The organism is Streptomyces sp. NPDC085944, assembly GCF_040686295.1.
Taxonomy (GTDB): Bacteria; Actinomycetota; Actinomycetes; order Streptomycetales; family Streptomycetaceae; genus Streptomyces; species Streptomyces salinarius.
The window spans coordinates 133,245-151,381 of sequence record NZ_JBFBJX010000005.1 but is presented as its reverse complement, the minus strand read 5'-3'; the positions used below and the strand labels follow the sequence as shown (position 1 = coordinate 151,381).

Annotated in this window: 18 protein-coding genes; 5 read left to right on the top strand and 13 right to left on the bottom strand. The window is 72.8% G+C overall.

What is annotated here, in order from left to right; all coding sequences use genetic code 11:
- Positions 1–195: 195 nt before the first annotated feature.
- The 5 genes from rmdB to AB0P07_RS11455 all read right to left on the bottom strand — a co-directional run bounded on the left by rmdB (position 196) and on the right by AB0P07_RS11455 (position 7,289).
- Positions 196–2,424 (bottom strand): cyclic Di-GMP phosphodiesterase RmdB, encoded by a 2,229-nt coding sequence (rmdB, locus tag AB0P07_RS11475; protein WP_365548507.1) that lies wholly within the window; start codon positions 2,422–2,424, stop codon positions 196–198.
- 254 nt (positions 2,425–2,678) lie between these two features.
- Entirely contained in the window at positions 2,679–4,886 is a 2,208-nt protein-coding gene (ligA, locus tag AB0P07_RS11470) for an NAD-dependent DNA ligase LigA (protein WP_365548504.1), read from the bottom strand.
- 14 nt (positions 4,887–4,900) lie between these two features.
- Positions 4,901–5,896 carry a methionine synthase gene (locus AB0P07_RS11465; RefSeq protein ID WP_365548500.1) on the bottom strand — a complete coding sequence of 332 codons (996 nt, stop codon included), beginning with the start codon at positions 5,894–5,896 and terminating at the stop codon, positions 4,901–4,903.
- Between the two features lie 136 nt (positions 5,897–6,032).
- Positions 6,033–6,722 carry an SDR family oxidoreductase gene (locus AB0P07_RS11460; RefSeq protein ID WP_365548497.1) on the bottom strand — a complete coding sequence of 230 codons (690 nt, stop codon included), beginning with the start codon at positions 6,720–6,722 and terminating at the stop codon, positions 6,033–6,035.
- 27 nt (positions 6,723–6,749) lie between these two features.
- Positions 6,750–7,289, bottom strand: coding sequence for a TIGR00730 family Rossman fold protein (locus tag AB0P07_RS11455; protein WP_365548494.1), 540 nt, complete (start codon positions 7,287–7,289; stop codon positions 6,750–6,752).
- 91 nt (positions 7,290–7,380) lie between these two features.
- On the opposite strand from AB0P07_RS11455, the gene AB0P07_RS11450 reads away from it, so the two are divergent.
- A complete protein-coding gene (locus tag AB0P07_RS11450; RefSeq protein WP_365548491.1) occupies positions 7,381–7,722 on the top strand; it encodes a DUF427 domain-containing protein in 342 nt (113 codons plus the stop codon).
- A gap of 37 nt (positions 7,723–7,759) precedes the next feature.
- Positions 7,760–8,539, top strand: coding sequence for an alpha/beta hydrolase (locus AB0P07_RS11445; protein ID WP_365548488.1), 780 nt, complete (start codon positions 7,760–7,762; stop codon positions 8,537–8,539).
- Between the two features lie 37 nt (positions 8,540–8,576).
- Here the strand turns inward: AB0P07_RS11445 and mnmA are convergent, their stop codons facing one another.
- Positions 8,577–9,707: a tRNA 2-thiouridine(34) synthase MnmA gene (gene mnmA / locus AB0P07_RS11440; RefSeq protein WP_365548485.1), complete on the bottom strand. Its 1,131-nt coding sequence runs from the start codon at positions 9,705–9,707 to the stop codon at positions 8,577–8,579.
- Between the two features lie 60 nt (positions 9,708–9,767).
- On the opposite strand from mnmA, the gene AB0P07_RS11435 reads away from it, so the two are divergent.
- Complete coding sequence (locus AB0P07_RS11435; RefSeq protein ID WP_365548482.1) at positions 9,768–10,496, top strand: N-acetylmuramoyl-L-alanine amidase; 729 nt, start codon at positions 9,768–9,770, stop codon at positions 10,494–10,496.
- Between the two features lie 63 nt (positions 10,497–10,559).
- Here AB0P07_RS11435 and AB0P07_RS11430 read toward each other — a convergent pair whose 3' ends face one another.
- From AB0P07_RS11430 to AB0P07_RS11420, 3 genes are all read right to left on the bottom strand, one after another.
- Positions 10,560–11,729 carry a cysteine desulfurase family protein gene (locus AB0P07_RS11430; RefSeq protein ID WP_365548479.1) on the bottom strand — a complete coding sequence of 390 codons (1,170 nt, stop codon included), beginning with the start codon at positions 11,727–11,729 and terminating at the stop codon, positions 10,560–10,562.
- 91 nt (positions 11,730–11,820) lie between these two features.
- Positions 11,821–12,114: a DUF4190 domain-containing protein gene (locus AB0P07_RS11425; RefSeq protein ID WP_365548476.1), complete on the bottom strand. Its 294-nt coding sequence runs from the start codon at positions 12,112–12,114 to the stop codon at positions 11,821–11,823.
- 33 nt (positions 12,115–12,147) lie between these two features.
- Positions 12,148–12,315 (bottom strand): hypothetical protein, encoded by a 168-nt coding sequence (locus tag AB0P07_RS11420; RefSeq protein ID WP_102932660.1) that lies wholly within the window; start codon positions 12,313–12,315, stop codon positions 12,148–12,150.
- Positions 12,316–12,450: 135 nt separating this feature from the next.
- Here AB0P07_RS11420 and AB0P07_RS11415 point away from each other — a divergent pair, with 135 nt between their 5' ends.
- On the top strand, positions 12,451–13,077 hold the full coding sequence (locus tag AB0P07_RS11415) for a TetR family transcriptional regulator (protein ID WP_365548473.1): 627 nt from the start codon (positions 12,451–12,453) through the stop codon (positions 13,075–13,077).
- Positions 13,078–13,089: 12 nt separating this feature from the next.
- Here the strand turns inward: AB0P07_RS11415 and AB0P07_RS11410 are convergent, their stop codons facing one another.
- Together AB0P07_RS11410 and AB0P07_RS11405 are read right to left on the bottom strand one after the other, a co-directional pair.
- A complete protein-coding gene (locus tag AB0P07_RS11410; protein ID WP_365548470.1) occupies positions 13,090–13,950 on the bottom strand; it encodes a thioesterase family protein in 861 nt (286 codons plus the stop codon).
- Positions 13,951–13,975: 25 nt separating this feature from the next.
- On the bottom strand, positions 13,976–14,725 hold the full coding sequence (locus AB0P07_RS11405; RefSeq protein ID WP_365549263.1) for a TioE family transcriptional regulator: 750 nt from the start codon (positions 14,723–14,725) through the stop codon (positions 13,976–13,978).
- A 58-nt stretch (positions 14,726–14,783) separates the two neighbouring features.
- Here AB0P07_RS11405 and AB0P07_RS11400 point away from each other — a divergent pair, with 58 nt between their 5' ends.
- The gene (locus AB0P07_RS11400; RefSeq protein ID WP_365548467.1) at positions 14,784–15,986 is read left to right on the top strand and encodes an erythromycin esterase family protein; all 1,203 of its coding nucleotides are present in this window, start codon (positions 14,784–14,786) and stop codon (positions 15,984–15,986) included.
- Positions 15,987–15,998: 12 nt separating this feature from the next.
- Here the strand turns inward: AB0P07_RS11400 and AB0P07_RS11395 are convergent, their stop codons facing one another.
- Together AB0P07_RS11395 and AB0P07_RS11390 are read right to left on the bottom strand one after the other, a co-directional pair.
- Positions 15,999–16,658, bottom strand: a complete 660-nt coding sequence (locus tag AB0P07_RS11395) for a trimeric intracellular cation channel family protein (protein WP_365548464.1) — start codon at positions 16,656–16,658, stop codon at positions 15,999–16,001.
- 78 nt (positions 16,659–16,736) lie between these two features.
- Positions 16,737–18,122, bottom strand: coding sequence for a dipeptide ABC transporter ATP-binding protein (locus AB0P07_RS11390; protein ID WP_365548461.1), 1,386 nt, complete (start codon positions 18,120–18,122; stop codon positions 16,737–16,739).
- Positions 18,123–18,137 lie beyond the last annotated feature (15 nt).

Sequence of the window (18,137 nt, the reverse complement as noted above, 5' to 3'; positions counted from 1 at the left end):
GCGCGGGCGCCCCGTGTCCGGGCCGGGCGGCTCGTCCAGGCCGGGCGCGCGTCCGGGCCGAGGCGGACGAAAGGACCGGACCGGGCGGCGTGGAGGCAGCGGCGCGTCGGTCCCGCCGGGCCGTCCCGGTGGGCGGCGGCACCGGCGGGCAGAGCGCGCCTCGGCCGACGGCGCTCAGGCGCTCAGGCGCTCAGGTCACTCGTCGCTCGCCGCCGCGGGCAGTGCGGCGGCGGCCCGTACCCAGCCCCTTGAGCCGCGGGCGAGCAGCCAGGCGGTGGTCTCCTCCGGGGGCATCGCGGCCGCGACCAGCCAGCCCTGTACGGCGTCGCAGCGCAGGTCCCGCAGCCGCTCCCAGGTCTCGTCGTCCTCCACTCCCTCGGCGACGACGAGCAGGCCGAGGGAGTGGGCGAGGTCGACGGTGCAGCGCACGATCTCGGCGTCCTCGTTGTCGATGGCCAGCCGGGCCACGAACGAGCGGTCGATCTTCAGCTCGCTGACGGGGAGCCTGCGCAGGTGGACGAGGGAGGAGTAGCCGGTGCCGAAGTCGTCGAGGGACATCTTGACGCCGTGCCCGGTCAGCGCGTTGAGGGTGTCGGCCGCGCGCTGCGGGTCCTCGAGCAGGACGTGTTCCGTGATCTCGAGTTGGAGCGCTCCCGCGGGAACGCCGTGCCGGGCGAGCCGGGCGGCCACCGAGCCCGCGAAACCGGGGGTGTGCACGTCGCGCGGGGAGACGTTGACCGCGACCGGCACGAAGAGCCCCTGGGCGCGCCAGCGGGCGACCTGCCCGAGCGCCGTCTCCAGTACGTACTCGGTGAGGTGGGGCATGAGCCCGGAGGACTCGGCGATGGCTATGAACTCGTCCGGCGGCACCTTGCCGCGCTCGGGGTGCACCCAGCGCACCAGGGCCTCCAGGCCCGCCACCTGTCCGTCGAAGCGGACCTTGGGCTGGTAGTGCAGCTCGACCTCGTGGGCGTCCAGGGCCCGGCGCAGGTCGCCGAGGAGGCCGAGCCGGTCCGGCGTGTTGGAGTCCCGCTTGGACTCGTAGACCTCCACGCCGGTGCGGTCCCGCTTCGCCTGGTACATCGCCACGTCCGCGCGGCGCAGCAGTCCTTCGGCGTCCAGCGCGTGGTCGGGGAAGACGGCGACGCCGGCGCTGGCTTCCAGGACCAGGGTGAGTCCGTCCAGGTCCATCGGTGAACTGAGCTCGGACACGAGGCTCCGGGCGACCCGGGTCGCCGACGTGGTGGAGTCGGCGACCGGCAGTAAGACGGCGAACTCGTCGCCGCCGAGCCGCGCGGCCTCCGCCCCGCGGGGCAGGGCCTGCCGCAGCCGGTCGGCGGTCTGCAGCAGCAGCCGGTCGCCCGCGAGGTGTCCGAGTGTGTCGTTGACCGACCGGAAACGGTCGAGGTCGATCAGCATCAGGGCGGCTCGGGCGCCGATGCGTTCGGCGTCGTCCAGCGCGCTCCAGGTGCGCTCCAGCAGCCACTGCCGGTTGGGCAGGCCGGTGAGCGGGTCGCGCAGTTGCTCCTCGGCGCGGGCGCGGGCGATCCACAGCGTGGAGTCGAGGGCGATGAGCGGGATGGCGAACAGCGGCAGCAGCAGCGGCTTGGCGACGGCGACGACGCAGACCAGCGGAGCGATGCCGAGCAGGGCGACGGCGAGCAGGCCCTGTCGGACCAGGGCGGTACGGGCGGCGGTGGGCAGACCGGGGCGCGGGGTCTGCAGGTACCACAGCAGGGCGCGGGTGACGGCGAGGTAGGCGACGGCGACGAGCACCACCTTGGGCGCTGCGTACACCCCCCAGGTGCCGGGGCCCCAGGGGTGCTCGACGGACGGTACGGAGCCGCAGACGCCGAGGAGCAGGGCACCCGCCGCGATGCCGAGGATGTCCACCGCGCCGTGCAGGACGCCCTGCCGCCAGCGGCCCCGGCGGGCGATGCCGACCAGGACGACGACGGTGAGGCTGACCATGCCGGCCGGAATCCAGCCGTACAGCAGCAGGACGGCGAGGGTGAGGGCGGCGCCCGAGCCGGTGCCGCCCCACCAGCGGGAGCGGCCGAGCATGACCAGGTGGCCGACGACGATGCCGGACAGCACGGCCAGCGACCAGCCGACGGTGCCGGACGGGAAGAGGGCGTGGCCGTCGCTGAACGCCCGGTAGAAACCGGCGCCCAGGACGAAGGCGGCGGTCGCGACGATCGCCGCGGGCAACGCGGGCCAGGCCAGGTGCCGTTCGGCGTCCGCGTCGGCCGGGCCGTGGAGGTGCCCCGTGGTGTGGCCGGTGGCCTGGGGCACCCGGGTGCCCGTCGTGGGAGGCGGGGCGCCGCCATCGCGTTGCCCGAGCCACCGGCTCACGTGCGACGCGCCCACCATGCGACGCAGGCGCAGCCGTGAGCCCGCGGCGGCGCTCTCGGTCGGTTCCATTCCCGTCCCTCTCACAGCCGGCGGTGCCCACGCCACGCGGCCCCCGCCTCGACCACCTTCAACGGCTCCGCCTGGGAGACCCCTTCCCCTGTCACTCGGGGCAGGGTGCCCCGACCGCAGCTGGGCACGGCGGGCGCACACCTCAACAGTAGGCCGCGGAAGGCTTCCAGGGGCACTGGTCGTCGACGGTTGCCCGAATGCCACCCCGCCACCCGTATGCAACTGATATGCGCCGATCGGGTGGCCTTCAACCGCTATTCCTCAGCCGAAAGCGCGACATCCGCCGCCGCTTCGGCCCCTTGTTCGAGCAGCACGGCGAAACCGTCCTCGTCCAGAACCGGAACCTTCAGTTGCATCGCCTTGTCGTACTTCGAACCGGGGTTGTCACCGACCACGACGAACGACGTCTTCTTGGACACGGATCCGGTCACTTTCGCGCCCCTGTTCTGGAGGGCCTCCTTGGCCGCGTCCCGGGTGAAGTTCTCCAGGGTGCCGGTGACGACGACGGTGAGGCCTTCGAGCGGGCGCGGGCCCTCGTCCTCCCCCGTGGACCGGTCCTCCAGCGGAACGCCGGCCGCCTTCCACTTGCGGACGATCTCGCGGTGCCAGTCCACGGCGAACCACTCCTTGACCGCGGCGGCGATGATGTCGCCGACCCCGTCCGGGCGCGCCAGCTCCTCCTCGGTGGCCTGCTCGATGCGGTCGATGGAGCGGAACTCGCGGGCGAGGGCCTGGGCGGCGACCGGCCCGACGTACCGGATGGAGAGGCCGTTGATGAAGCGGGCCAGCGGGCGGGTCTTGGCCTCCTCGATGTGCTGGAGCAGCGCGAGGGTGTTCTTCTTCGGCTCGCCCTCCTTGTTGGCGAAGACCGTGGCGATCTTCTCCTCGCCGGTCCTGGGGTCGCGCTTGGGCAGCCCGCTGTCCGGGTCGAGGACGTACGCCTTGATGGGCAGCAGCTTCTCGAGGGTGAGGTCGAAGAGGTCGCCCTCGTCCACCAGCGGGGGCTCGGACGGCTCCAGCGGCCCGGTCAGCGCGGCCGCGACGACCCCGCCGAAGTGCTCGATGTCCAGGCACTCCCGGCCGGCGAGGTAGGCGACGCGCTCGCGCAACTGGGCCGGGCAGGCGCGGGCGTTGGGGCAGCGGAGATCGATGTCGCCCTCCTTCATGGCGCGCAGCGGCGTCCCGCACTCGGGGCACTTCGCCGGCATCACGAACTCCCGCTCGCTGCCGTCCCTGAGGTCGGCGACCGGCCCGAGGATCTCGGGGATGACGTCACCGGCCTTGCGCAGCACCACGGTGTCGCCGATGAGCACGCCCTTGGCCTTGACGACCTCCTGGTTGTGCAGCGTGGCGAACTCCACCTCGCTGCCGGCCACCGTCACCGGCTCGACCTGCGCGTACGGCGTCACACGGCCGGTGCGGCCGACGCCCACCTTGATGTCGACGAGCTTGGTGTTGACCTCCTCCGGCGCGTACTTGTAGGCGATGGCCCAGCGGGGTGCGCGGGCCGTGGAGCCGAGCCGGCCCTGGAGGCGGATCTCGTCGAGCTTGACGACGACACCGTCGATCTCGTGCGCGACGGAGTGCCGGTTCTCGCCGTAGTACGCGATGAAGTCCCGTACGCCGTCCAGGCCGTCGACCACCCTGTTGTGCGGGGAGGTGGGCAGACCCCAGGTCTTGAGCAGGTCGTACGCCTGGGAGAGGCGGGTCATGCCCTGGTAGCCCTCCAGGATGCCGATGCCGTGGACCACCATGTGCAGCGGGCGGGAGGCGGTGACGCGGGGGTCCTTCTGACGCAGCGAACCGGCCGCCGCGTTGCGCGCGTTGGCGAAGGGTTTGTCCCCCGCCTCGTTCAGCCGGGTGTTGAGCTCCTGGAACTTCTCCATCGGGAAGTAGACCTCGCCGCGGATCTCCACCAGGTCGGGGACCTTGTCGCCGGCCAGGCGCTCGGGGATCTCGGCGATGGTGCGGACGTTGGGCGTGATGTCCTCGCCGGTGCGTCCGTCGCCGCGGGTGGCGGCGCGGACCAGACGGCCGCGCTCGTAGGTGAGGTTGACGGCGAGTCCGTCGACCTTCGGCTCGCACAGGAAGTGGTACTCCTGCTCGCCCAGCTCCCGGGCGATGCGGTCGAACCAGGCGGCCAGCTCGTCGTCGTTGAAGGTGTTGTCCAGGGAGAGCATCCGTGTGGGGTGCTGCACGGCCGTGAACTCGGTCTCGTAGGAACCGGCGACCTTCTGGGTCGGGGACTCGGGGGTGCGCAGCTCCGGGTGCCGCTCCTCCAGCTCCTCCAGGGTGCGCAGCAGCCGGTCGAACTCCGCGTCGCTGACGACGGGTGCGTCGTTCACGTAGTACCGGAAGCGGTGCTCCTCGATCTGCTCGGCGAGCCGCGCGTGCTGCTCCCGCGCCTCGGCGGGCACGCTCGTCGTCTCCGCCTGCTTGTCGCCCTGCTTGTCGCCGGCCACCGTGTGTCCTCCCGTTACTCTGGGTTGTCCGCGAGAGATTGTGCCGCCCGGACGCAGTGGGCGAGCGCGCGCCGGGCGTAGTCCGGGGAGGCACCCGCGAGTCCGCACGCCGGAGTGACGGTGACCGTCTCCGCCAGCAGCTCCGGACGCAGCCCCAGCCTGCGCCACAGCGTTCTGACACCCATGACGCTACCGGCAGGGTCTGACAAAGCACTGTCCGTGCCCGGCACGACACCGGCGAACAGCCGGGTGCCGCCCTCGACGGCCTCACCGATCGCGTCGTCGTCACGCTCGGTGAGCAGCGAGAAGTCGAAGGAGACGCCGGCGACGCCCGCCCGGCGCAGCAGGGCGAACGGCACGTCCGGTGCGCAGGAGTGGACCACGACCGGGTCCCCGTCCTGCGCCGCGGCGACCTCGCGGAGGGTCGCCTCCACCACCTGGCGGTCGACGGCGCGGTGGGTGCGGTAGCCGCTGGCGGTGCGGATCTGTCCACGCAGGACGGCGGTGAGGGACGGCTCGTCGAGTTGGAGGACGGGGCGGGCCCCCGGGACGCGGCGCCGGATCTCCGCCAGGTGCAGGCGCAGGCCCTCGGCGAGCGAGGCGGCGAGGTCGCGGCAGGCGCCGGGGTCGGAGAGGACCGCCTCGCCGCCCCGCAGCTCCAGGGCGGCGGCGAGGGTCCACGGGCCGACGGCCTGGACCTTGAGCGGGCCTTCGTAGCCCTGGGTGAACTCCTCCAGGGCGTCGAGGTCCTCGCCCAGCCAGGCGCGGGCGCGCTTGGTGTCCCGGCCCGGGCGGTCGCCGAGTCGCCAGCCGCTGGGCTCCACGCGCGCGTACAGCTCGACGAGCATCCCGGCGCTACGGCCGATCATGTCGGCGCCGGGGCCGCGGGCGGGCAGCTCGGGGAGGAAGGGGAAGTCCTCGAAGCTGCCGGTGGCGGTCTTGGCGGCCTCTCGCGCGTCGTGGCCCGGGAGGCTGCCGATGCCGGTGGCGGGGGCGAAGATGTCGTTCACGGGGCAAGCGTACGCAGGGGTGCGGGGCTTGTTCTCGCCCCCGCCGCCCCTTCCCTTTCCCGTCCCTGGGGGCCGCGCCCGCAGACCCCCGCTTTCGGCCTGGACGGCCTCGTCCTCAAACGCCGGACGGGCTGGACTACCTTCCCGGGCGCACCGTCAGGTCGTTGACCTCCGCGTCCCTCGGGAGGTCCAGGGCCATCAGGATCGTGGTGGCGACGGACTCGGGGTCGATCCACTTCGCGGGGTCGTACTCCTTGCCCTCCTGCTGGTGGACCTTGGCCTGCATGGGGCTGGCGGTGCGGCCGGGGTAGACCGAGGTGACGCGGACGCCGTTCGCGTGCTCCTCCTGGCGCAGGGCGTCGGCCAGGGCCTTCAGGCCGTGCTTGGAGGCGCCGTACGCGGCCCAACCGGCGTGGGCGGTGAGGCCCGAGCCGGAGTTGACGAAGAGCACATGGCCCTGGGCGGCCCGGAGCTGGGGCAGGAGGAGGCGGGTCAGCTCGGCCGGGGCGACCAGGTTGACGTTCAGTTGGTTGAGCCAGGTCTTCGGGGTGAGGTCGCCGACCGGACCGAGGTCGACGACGCCCGCGACGTGCAGCAGCGAGTCCACCCGGTCGGGCAGCGACTGGTGCGAGAGGGCCCAGGACAGCTTGGCCGGGTCGGCGAGGTCGCCGACCAGGGTCTTCGCGCCGGGGAGCGCGGCGGCCAGTTCCTTCGCGCGGCCCGCGTCGCGCGCGTGCAGCACGATCTCGTCGCCTCGCTCGTGCAGGCGGCGGGCGACGGCCGCGCCGATGCCGGAGCCCGCTCCGGTGATCACATGTGTAGCCATGCCCGCCATGCTCGCACCACCGGCGTCCTACTCGATGCCCTGGCTCTCCTCCAGGTAGGCGAGCGCGCCGACCGGCTCCTCGGCGAAGAACACCAGCTCGGTGAGGGGCCGGGGCAGGAAGCCCTCGTCCTCCATGCGGCGGAACTGCTCCTTGAGTCCGTCGTAGAAGCCCGCGGTGTTGAGCAGGACGACCGGCTTGTCGGTGTGCCCGTGCTTCTTCAGCTCCAGGATCTCGGTGGCCTCGTCGAGGGTGCCGGTGCCGCCCACCATGATGACCACGGCGTCGGCCTTCTCCAGCAGCAGCCGCTTGCGCTCGGCCAGGTCCTTCGCGATCACCATCTCGTCGGCGCCCTCGCGCGCCTTGGCCGCCAGGAAGTCCACCGAGACACCGAGCAGCCGTCCGCCGGCCTCCTGCGCGCCGTCGGCGACGACCTTCATCAGGCCGACGTCGGAGCCGCCCCACACGAGGGTGTGCCCACCCTTGCCGAGCAGTTCGGCGAACTCCTTGGCGGGGCCCGTGTAGCGCTCGTCGAGGTCGGCGGCGGAGAGGAAGACGCAGATGTTCATGGCGTCCACCGTACGGCCCGCCGGAACGGGAAGAAGCCGGGGTCCGGGCACGCTGTAGTGACGAAGGACACTGCCATCGAGGAGGACGATCGTGACCAAGGGACCCAAGGGACTCGCGGGCCATCGCATCACCGTGGAACCGAGCGAACGGCACGTGCGCGTGGTGCACGGCGATCAGGTGCTGGCGGAGAGCGACGCGGCGCTCGTCCTGCACGAGACGGGCTGTCCCGACCGGTACTACATCCCGCCCCGGGACGTGCGCCTCGACCTTTTGACCCCGTCCGACACGCACACCCACTGCCCCTTCAAGGGCGACGCCTCCTACTGGTCGCTGCCGGACGCGGCGGACCTGGCCTGGGCGTACCCGGACCCGAAGCCGGAGGTCGCGGAGATCAAGGACCACCTCTGTTTCTACGAAGCCGAGGTGTCCTGAGCGATGAATCCGGTGCCGTAGGGCAGTCTGCTCAGGCATGGAGATGACGACTGTTTCGCGTGACGGCACCCGCATCGCCTACGAGCGCTCCGGGCGGGGACCGGCGGTCGTGCTCGTCAGCGGGGCCATGTCGACCGGCGCCACGATGGCACCACTGGCCGCCGAGCTGTCGGACCGATTCGACGTCACCGTGTACGACCGCCGGGGGCGCGGCGAGAGCGGCGACACCGCGCCCTACGCGGTGGAACGCGAGATCGAGGACCTGGCCGCGCTGATCGAGGCGGTGGGCGGCGAGGCCTCGCTGTACGGCATGTCGTCGGGCGGCGCGCTGGTGCTCCGGGCGGCGGCGAGCGGGCTGCCGGTGCGCCGGGCCGCCGTGTACGAGGTGCCGTACGCCATGGACGACGCCGCCGTGCGGGCCGCGGCCGAGTACACCGAGCGGCTGACCGAGGTGCTGGGGCAGGGCCGGCGCGGGGACGCGGTGGAGCTGTTCCTGCGGCACACGGGGCTGGGCGAGGAGATGATCCGGGGTGCGCGGCAGTCCCCCATGTGGGCGGGGATGGAGTCGGTGGCGCCGAGTCTGGCGTACGACGACGCCGTGCTGGGCGGCGGACGGGTGCCGCGCACCGAGATCGCCGCGATCACCGTCCCGCTCCTGGTCCTCGCGGGCGGCGCGAGCGACGCGTGGTGGCACGAGGCCGCCCGCGCGGTCGCGGACGCCGCCCCGGAGGGCACCTACGGCACCGTGGACCGGCAGACCCACATGGTGGAGCCGGGCGTACTGGCGCCGGTGCTGGCGGAGTTCCTCGCCGGATGAACCGGCGCCGTCGTCGGCCCCGGCGACGGCGCGGGGCTCAGGCCGCGCCGGCCGTCGCGCGCGTCGTGGAGGCGATCGTCGCCGAACCCACCACGCGCGTGCCGTCGTAGAGCACGATCGCCTGGCCGGGTGCCACGCCCCGCACCGGCTCGGAGAAGGCCACCTCCAGGGTGCCGTCGACCAGTTCGGCCCGTACCTCGCTCTCGCCGCCGTGGGCGCGGAGCTGGGCGGTGTAGGTGCCGGGGCCGGTGGGGGCGGCGCCGCACCAGCGGGGCTTGATGGCGGTGAGGGCGTCGACGTCGAGGGCCTCGGCCGGGCCGACGGTCACGGTGTTGTCCACCGGGGAGATGTCCAGGACGTAGCGGGGCTTGCCGTCGGGGGCCGGCGTGCCGATGCGCAGGCCCTTGCGCTGGCCGATGGTGTAGCCGTAGGCGCCCTCGTGGGTGCCGAGCCGGTTGCCCGCCTCGTCGACGATGTCGCCCTCGGCCTTGCCGAGCCGGTCGGCGAGGAAGCCCTGGGTGTCGCCGTCGGCGATGAAGCAGATGTCGTGCGAGTCGGGCTTCTTGGCCACCGCGAGGCCCCGGCGCTCGGCCTCCGCGCGGATCTCGTCCTTGGTGGTGACGGTGTCGCCGAGCGGGAACATCGCGTGCGCGAGCTGCCGGTCGTCGAGCACGCCGAGGACGTAGCTCTGGTCCTTGGCCATGTCGGAGGCGCGGTGCAACTCGCGGGTGCCGTCCTCGCGCAGGATCACCTGGGCGTAGTGGCCGGTGCAGACGGCGTCGAAGCCCAGCGCGAGGGCCTTGTCGAGGAGGGCCGCGAACTTGATCTTCTCGTTGCAGCGCAGGCAGGGGTTCGGCGTGCGGCCGGCCTCGTACTCGGCGACGAAGTCCTCGACCACGTCCTCGCGGAAGCGGTCGGCGAGGTCCCACACGTAGAAGGGGATGCCGATGACGTCGGCGGCGCGGCGGGCGTCCCGCGAGTCCTCGATGGTGCAACAGCCCCGGGCGCCCGTGCGGAAGGACTGCGGGTTGGCGGAGAGCGCCAGGTGGACGCCGGTCACGTCGTGCCCCGCCTCGGCCGCGCGGGCGGCGGCGACGGCGGAGTCGACTCCGCCCGACATGGCGGCGAGGACGCGGAGGGGACGGGTGCGCTGCGGAGTGTCAGTCATAGCCCCTCCAGAGTACGGGGAGGCGGGAACCGGAGCGCGCGAGTATGCGTTGGAGATCGTATGGGGGCGAAGCAGGGATCCGCCGGCGGGTCCGCACCGGGCGGTTCCGCGAGCGGCGGGTCGGGGGACGGCGACCGGCGCATCGGGCGGCGGGCGCTGATCGTCGGCGGTGCGGCGGCGGCCGTGGGCACCGGTGTGCTGGCCCGCGACGAGCTGTCCCGGCTGTGGTGGCGGATGCCGGGCGTCGAGCGGCCCCGTGAGCAGGGCGCCGTCGACTACGCGGGCGCGCGCTGGGTGGCGGCGTCGGACGCGAACTGGCGGCGGGCGGACCGCCCGGACGACTTCGGCATCGACATGGTGATCGTCCATGTCACGCAGGGCAGCTTCGACAGCGCGGTGCGGGCCTTCCAGGATCCGGGGCACAAGGCGGCGGCGCACTACATCGTGGGGCAGGACGGCCGGATCACCCAGATGATCCGTGAGCTGGACGTGGCGTACCACGCGGGCAACCGCGACTACAACGAACGCAGTGTCGGCATCGAGCACGAGGGCTTCGTGGACCGCCCGCAGGACTTCACCGACGCGATGTACGCCGCCTCCGCGCGCCTGACGGCGGGGATCTGCGCGCGGTACGACATACCCGTGGACCGCGAGCACCTCCTCGGCCACGTGGAGGTGCCGGGCACCGACCACACCGACCCGGGGCCGCACTGGGACTGGGACCGGTATCTGCGGCTGGTGCGGCGGGCGGCCACGAGCGGCGCGTCGAAGCCGCCGACCAGGGCCTGAGCCGCGACCGGGGCCCGAGCCGATTCGGCGGACCGTACGGCCGCGGCCGTAACGCCCGTCGCCCTACGACAGCCCCGCCGCCCTGGCGCGTTCCACCGCGGGACCGATCGCCTTGGCGAGGGCCTCCACGTCGGCCTCGGTCGAGGTGTGGCCGAGTGAGAAGCGCAGGGTGCCGCGGGCCAGGTCGGGTTCGGTCCCGGTGGCCAGCAGGACGTGGCTGGGCTGGGCGACGCCCGCGGTGCAGGCGGAGCCGGTGGAGCACTCGATGCCCTGGGCGTCGAGCAGGAGAAGGAGGGAGTCGCCCTCGCAGCCGGGGAAGGTGAAGTGGGCGTTGGCGGGAAGGCGCCCCTCCGGTGCCGGGTCGCCGCCGAGGACGGCGTCCGGGACCGCCGTGCGGACCGCGTCGACCAGGTCGTCGCGCAGGGCGCCGATCTCACGGGCGAACCACGCGCGGTGCTCGGCGGCGAGCCGGCCGGCGACGGCGAAGGAGGCGACGGCGGGGACGTCGAGGGTGCCGGAGCGGACGTGGCGTTCCTGGCCGCCGCCGTGCAGGACGGGCACCGGGGTGTATTCCCGGCCGAGCAGCAGCGCGCCGATGCCGTAGGGGCCGCCGATCTTGTGGCCGGACACGGTCATGGCGGCGAGCCCGGAGGCGGCGAAGTCGACCGGCAGCTGGCCGAAGGCCTGGACCGCGTCGGCGTGCAGCGGCACGTCGAACTCGGCGGCCACGTCGGCGAGTTCACGGACCGGCATGATCGTGCCGATCTCGTTGTTGGCCCACATGACGGTGGCGAGGGCGACGTCGCCGGGGTCGCGGGCGATGGCCTCGCGCAGCGCCTCGGGGTGGACGCGGCCGTACGCGTCGACCGGCAGGTACTCGACGGTCGCCCCCTCGTGTTCGCCGAGCCAGTGGACGGCGTCGAGGACGGCGTGGTGCTCGACGGGGCTGGCCAGGACCCGGGTCCGGGCCGGGTCGGCGTCGCGGCGGGCCCAGTACAGGCCCTTGACGGCGAAGTTGTCGGCCTCGGTGCCGCCGGAGGTGAGGACCACTTCGCTGGGGCGGGCGCCGAGCGCCTCGGCGAGGGTCTCGCGGGCCTCCTCGACGGTGCGCCGCGCCCGGCGGCCGGACGCGTGGAGGGAGGAGGCGTTGCCGGTGACGCTCAGGTGCGCGGCGAGTGCCTCGACTGCCTCGGGAAGCATCGGGGTCGTCGCGGCGTGGTCGAGGTAAGCCATGGTGCGGCCGATTCTACGGGGCGGTCGCGCCCGGTCCCGGACCGCGGTTGGCCTCGTCGCACGGCGGCCCCCGGCGGAGCGGGGCGGTGGCTCACAGGCTCCAGGACATCGTGTTGTCAGCGGACATGAACGCCACCAGGACCAGCAGGTCGGCGACGCCCAGGCCGAGGCCGAGGAGGGCCCGGCCGCGTCGGGCGGTGCCGCGCCACAGGGCGATGCTCGCGAGGGCGATGGCGATCGGGCCCAGGAAGACGTTGAGCACGAGCAGGCCGAGCAGGCCGAGGACGAAGGAGGCGACGGCCATGCCGTCGGTGTCGTGGATGCCGGTGCGACGGGTGGTGCGGGGGCTTTCGGTGGTGCGGTTGGCCGGTGCGGTGAGCTGCATGGCGTTCTCCCTGCCGTGCGTCGGTGGGGCGGGTCAGTGGGCGGAGGTGCTCCGTCGGCGGCCGTGCCGCTCGCGGAGGGCGAAGATGCCGAGCCAGACGGCGATGACCAGCCCGGCCGCGACCGAGAAGGTGAGCGGGGCGTGGGCGACGGTGCCCATGACCAGGCCGAGGATCAGGAGTGCGACGACGAGAAACAGCATGGAGCGGGTCCCCCAGACTTCCGGACTTCCTTCCGGACTTCGGTGAACGGTTGTGGTTACAGTTGTTCACTGACTTCCCACTCTAGCGCGCCGTACGGCTTTTCAATTCCGGAGAACAGTTGTTAACTGCATGGCATGAGTCACACCCCCGGCGTTCGACAGGCGCAGAAGCAGAAGACCCGGCAGGCGCTCCTGGACGCGGCGCTCGGCCTACTGGAGGAGCAGAGCCTGAGCAGCCTGGGGCTGCGTGAGGTCACACGCGCCGTGGGGGTGGCACCGACCGCCTTCTACCGGCACTTCCGTTCCACGGCCGATCTCGGCGTGGCGCTGGTCGAGGAGGCGCTGGGCAGCCTGCACCCGATGATCCGGACCACGATGTCACCGGCCGAGGACGACGACGAACGCATCGCCCGCGCGGTGGAGTTGATCGCCGGGCATGTGGCCGCGCACCCGGCCCACGTCCGTTTCATCGCGCGGGAGCGGCACGGTGGGGTGCAGCCGGTGCGCCGGGCGATACGGGAGCAACTGGCGCGGTTCGCCGAGGAGGTGAAGGCCGAGCTGGCCACGGACGCGTCGGCGGCGGGCTGGAGCGACGCCGACCTGCGGATGCTGGCGGGGCTCTACGTCGACCAGATGCTGATCACGGCGTCCCTCTTCCTGGAGACGCTGGACGCCCCGGAAGAGGAGCGCCGCCGGGCCGTCGAGACGGCGCGGCGGCAACTGCGGCTGATCAGCGTCGGCCGCACGCACTGGCTGGACTGAGCAGCCCCCGGGTCAGCCGAGCCGCACCCGGGCCAGCTGACGGGACTGCGCGACCAGCCGGTCGGCGCTGTCCCAGACCTCGGCGTCCTCCTCCAGGAAGCCGCCGGCGAGGTTGCGGGTGGCGATGGAGACCCGCAGCAGGCCCGGCGCCGGACGGCACCGCACGTGCGCGGTCAGCTCGACCGTCGGCACCCAGCCCTGGAGCCCCAGCTCGAAGGCGGTCGGCGGCAGCGCGTCCACCGCGAGGAGCAGCGACAGCGGGTCGGCGTCACGGCCGTCGGCGAGGCCGAACCAGGCCCGCATCTCACCCCGGCCGGAGGGCTGCCCGAGCGCCCAGCCCAGGGTGGCGGGATCCAGCTTGAGCATCAGGCGGTCGGTGATGGCCGAGCTGCCCTCGACGGGGGCGGGGCCGTCCTGGGGGCCGAAGCACTGGTCCATCGGCGGGATCGCGGGCGGCTTCGCCGAGGTGCGGACGTCGTCCGGCAGCGCGTCGAGGTCGCCGTAGGAGGCGAGGACGCGGATGCGCTCCACCTCGTTGCCCGCGTCGTCGTACTGGAAGAGGGAGGCCTGGCCGGTGGAGAGGGTGCGTCCCGTGCGGACGGTGTCGGTGCGCACGAGGGCCGGGCCGGGCTGGGAGGCGGTGAGGTAGTGCGCCGAGATGGTGAAGGGGTCGGGGTGCGGGAGGGCGTCGCCGAGGGCGCGGCCCAGGACGGCCAGCAGATAGCCGCCGTTGACGGCGTTGATGATCGTCCAGCCGGCCGAGAGGTCGATGTCGTAGACGCCGGGGGCGCGTCGGGTCACCGCGGTGTCCCGGTCGAACTCACTGTCGCCGATGGTGGCCCGTACGGCCGCTGCGGAGGCTGCTTCTGGCATGACTGCACGGTACAACAGGCAGCTACTAAGCGGTAGCTTTTTGTTCCCGTTCCCGTTCCCGGGCGCGCAGGTACGCGTCGAACTCCGCCGCCCCGGCCACCATCGCCCTGCCACGGGCGGTCACCCGGTCCCGCCACTCACGCAGGGCGGCCTCCAGCGGCTCCACTCCCCCGGCCGACCGGACCTGGGCGACGACCGCCGCGATCCGCTCCAGCGGGTAGCCGCCCCGCCTGAGCTGGTGGGCGAGGCGGGCGTCCCGGACGTCGGCCTCGTCGTAACGGCGGTACCCGGTCACCGGGTCGCGCCTCGGGCGCACCAGGCCGGCCCGCTCCCACTTGCGCAGGGTGGCGGGCCGGATGCCCAACTCCGCCGCGAGCGCCCCGATGAACCCGCCGGCGGCCCCGGGCACCTCCCCGTCCGGCTCGGGCACCAGGTCCCGCAGCGCACCCTCCACGTCCTCCAGTGTCCGCCGGTCGTCGAGCAGCCGGGCATGGCTCTCGTCGATCAGGCGGAGCGCTGCGTCCACCGCGCCGTCGTTCACCTCCCGCAGCACCGAGGCCGCCGTCCGGTGACCGTGGCCCGCCACCAGGGCGAGGAACGCGGCCAGCGCGCGGGCGTGCAGTGGGGAGTAGACGCGGTGGCCGTGGTCCGTGCGCGCGGCGGCCGGGAGGATGCCGGCCGCCTCGTAGTTCCTGACCGCCTGCGCCGACAGACCGTGCGCGCGGGCCAGGTCGACCGGCCTGAGCCGACCCTCGGTTTGAAGGTTGTCGACCAAAGTTCCCACGCTTTCCTGCCCAAGTTTCAACCGAGAGTTCAACGATAGCGTTGAACGCATGGCCGAACGCATTCAGGACATCGCCCATCCCCTCGACGCCGCCGCCCTCATGCGGCTGCTGCCCTCCTCGCCCCGGCTGCTCGCCCTGGGCGAGCCCACCCACGGCGAGGACACCCTGCTCGACGTGCGCAACGACCTGTTCCGGCAACTCGTCGAGCAGCACGGCTACCGGACGATCACGATCGAGAGCGACTGCCTGAGAGGGCTGGCCGTGGACGACTACGTCACCCGGGGCACCGGCACCCTCGACGAGGTCATGGCGCACGGGTTCAGCCACGGTTTTGGCGCCAGTGCGCCCAACCGGGAGCTGGTGCGCTGGATGCGCGCGTACAACGAGGACCGGCCCGCCGACGAGTGGCTCCACTTCGCCGGTTTCGACGGCCCCCTGGAGATCACCGGCGCCGCGAGCCCCCGGCAGGCCCTCACCGCGCTCCACGGCTACCTCGCGGCCGCGGTGGACCCAGGCCTGCTCCCGTGCACCGCCCAGACGCTGGACCGCCTGCTCGGCGCCGACGACCGGTGGACCGAGCCCGAGGCGATGACGGACCCGGCCCGGTCCGTGGGGCGGTCGGCCGGGGCCGGGGAGCTGCGGACGCTCGCCGCCGACCTGGTGTCTCTGCTGGACGAGCAGACGCCGCACCTGCTCGCGTCCGGCTCACGGGACGCCTGGGAACGGGCCCGCCTGCACGGACGTACCGCCACGGGTCTGCTGACGTACCACTACTGGATGGCCGACGCCTCCCCGGGCCGCATGACCCGCCTGCTGGGTGTGCGGGACCGGATGATGGCCGACAACCTCCTCGCGCTCGCCGACCGGGGACCGACGCTCGTGCACGCCCACAACGCCCACCTCCAGCGCGCGAAGAGCTCGATGCGGATGTGGCAGGGACCGGTGGAATGGTGGAGCGCCGGTGCGCTCGTCGGCGCCCGGCTCGGCGGGGAGTACGCCTTCGTGGCCACGGCACTGGGCACGATCCGGCACCAGGGGGTGGACTCCTCGCCGCCGGGCACCGTCGAGGGGCTCCTGTGCGCGGTTGAGCAGGACCCCTGCCTCATCGACGCCCGAGGGCTGACCGACGCCCTCGGTGACCCCCGGCCCGCGCCCCGGGTCTCCCCCTGGTTCGGCTACGCCCCGCTGGACCCCGCCCACCTGGACTCGGTCGACGGCGTCGTCTTCGTCAAGGACATGACGCGGCCCTGAGGGACGCGGGGGTCAGTCCCCCTCCACCACCGTCGACCGGCGGTTCCAGGCGCGCGGCGCCCGCCAGTGGTAGCGCAGGGCGAGCAGGCGCAGGACGAAGGCCGTGACGACCGCGAGCCCGCTGGTGAACGGCGTGAGCGCCTCGTAGCGGATGCACAGGGCGACCATCGCGGAGCCGACGATCGCCGGGACGGCGTACAGGTCGCGGTCCCAACGCAGCAGTGAGGGCACCTCGTTGGCGAGCACGTCGCGCAGGACGCCGCCGCCGACCGCGGTGGCCAGGCCCAGGCAGGCGGAGGCGGTCAGGCCGAGGCCGTAGTCGTACGCCTTGGTGGTGCCGGCGACGCAGAACAGGCCGAGGCCCGCCGCGTCGAAGATGTTCACGCCGGTCTGGAGCCGCTCCACGTGGGGATGGAGGAAGAAGACCAGCAGCGTCGCGAGCAGCGGGGTGAGGAAGTACCCGAGGTCGGTGAAGGCGGCGGGCGGCACCGCGCCGATCACCAGGTCCCGGAACAGCCCGCCGCCCAGCGCGGTGACCTCGGCGAGGACGGCGATGCCGAAGACGTCGAAGTTCTTGCGTACGGCCAGCAGCGCGCCGGAGATGGCGAAGACGAAGATGCCGACCAGGTCCAGCGTGTGCTGGACGGTGGGGCTGAAGAGTTGCTCGTACACCCTTCCATTCTTACCTGCCACTGAGCCCCTGCCTTACAAATGAAGGCAGGGGCTCAGTGGCAGGGCGGGTGAGTGAGGTCACTTCCCCTTGGCGGGAGGCTCCTCGTCACTGCTCTTGCCAGGAGGCTCCTCGTCACTGCTCTCGGCGGAGGGCTGGTCACCGTCCGACGCGGCGCCCTCGGCGGCCTCGGCGGACTCGCTCTCGGACGACTCCGTCTCGGCGGACTCGCTCTCGGCAGACTCGCCCTCAGCGGACTCGCCCTCAGCGGACTCGCCCTCGGACGACTCGGCCTCCGTGCTCTCGACCTCCGCGGCCTCCGCGGCCACGGCCGCCGAGGTCGACGCCGACTCCGCCAGGGCGTCCTCGGACACCAGCTCCGCCGCCTCCTTCGCGGCGGAGAGCAGGACGACGTCCTGCGGGGCCTGGTCCTCGAAGTTCTCCGGGTGGTGGCAGGCCACCTGCTGGCCGGGCCGCAGCTCCTTCAGCGGCGGCTCGGTGGTGGTGCAGATCTGCGTCGCCTTCCAGCACCGGGTGTGGAAGCGGCAGCCGCTCGGCGGGGCGATCGGCGAAGGCACGTCGCCCTTGAGCAGGATGCGCTCGCTCTCGGCCGACTTGCGGGCCGGGTCCGGGATCGGGACGGCCGACATCAGCGCCTTGGTGTACGGGTGCATCGGCGTCTTGTAGAGCAGGTCGCGGTCGGCCAGCTCCATGATCTTGCCGAGGTACATCACCGCGATGCGGTCCGAGACGTGGCGGACGACCGAGAGGTCGTGCGCGATGATCACGTACGTCAGACCGAGCTCGCTCTGCAGGTCGTCGAGCAGGTTGACGACCTGGGCCTGGATCGACACGTCGAGCGCGGAGACCGGCTCGTCGGCCACGACCAGCTTCGGGTTGAGCGCGAGCGCGCGGGCGATGCCGATGCGCTGGCGCTGACCGCCGGAGAACTCGTGCGGGTAGCGGTTGTAGTGCTCGGGGTTGAGACCGACCACCGACAGCAGCCGCTGGACCTCCTTCTTGACCCCGCCCTCGGGCTGGACGCCCTGGAGCTTGAACGGGGCGCTGACGATCGTGCCGATGGTGTGGCGCGGGTTCAGCGAGGAGTACGGGTCCTGGAAGATCATCTGCACGTCGCGGCGCAGCGGACGCATGCCGCCGACCCCGAGGTGGGTGATGTCCTTGCCCTGGAACTCGACCTTGCCGGCGGTCGGCTCCAGGAGCCGGGTGATCAGCCGGCCCATGGTCGACTTGCCGCAGCCGGACTCGCCCACGACACCCAGCGTCTCGCCGGAGCGGACCTCGAAGTCGATGCCGTCGACGGCGCGGACCGCGCCGACCTGGCGCTGCAGCAGGCCCTTCTTGATCGGGAAGTGCTTCTGCAGCCCGGTCACCTTGAGCAGCGTCTCGCCGGGAGCGGCGTCCTTGGTCAGGGTGGCACCGCTGGTCTGTGCGGGGATGGTCACCGCTTTGTCCTCTGC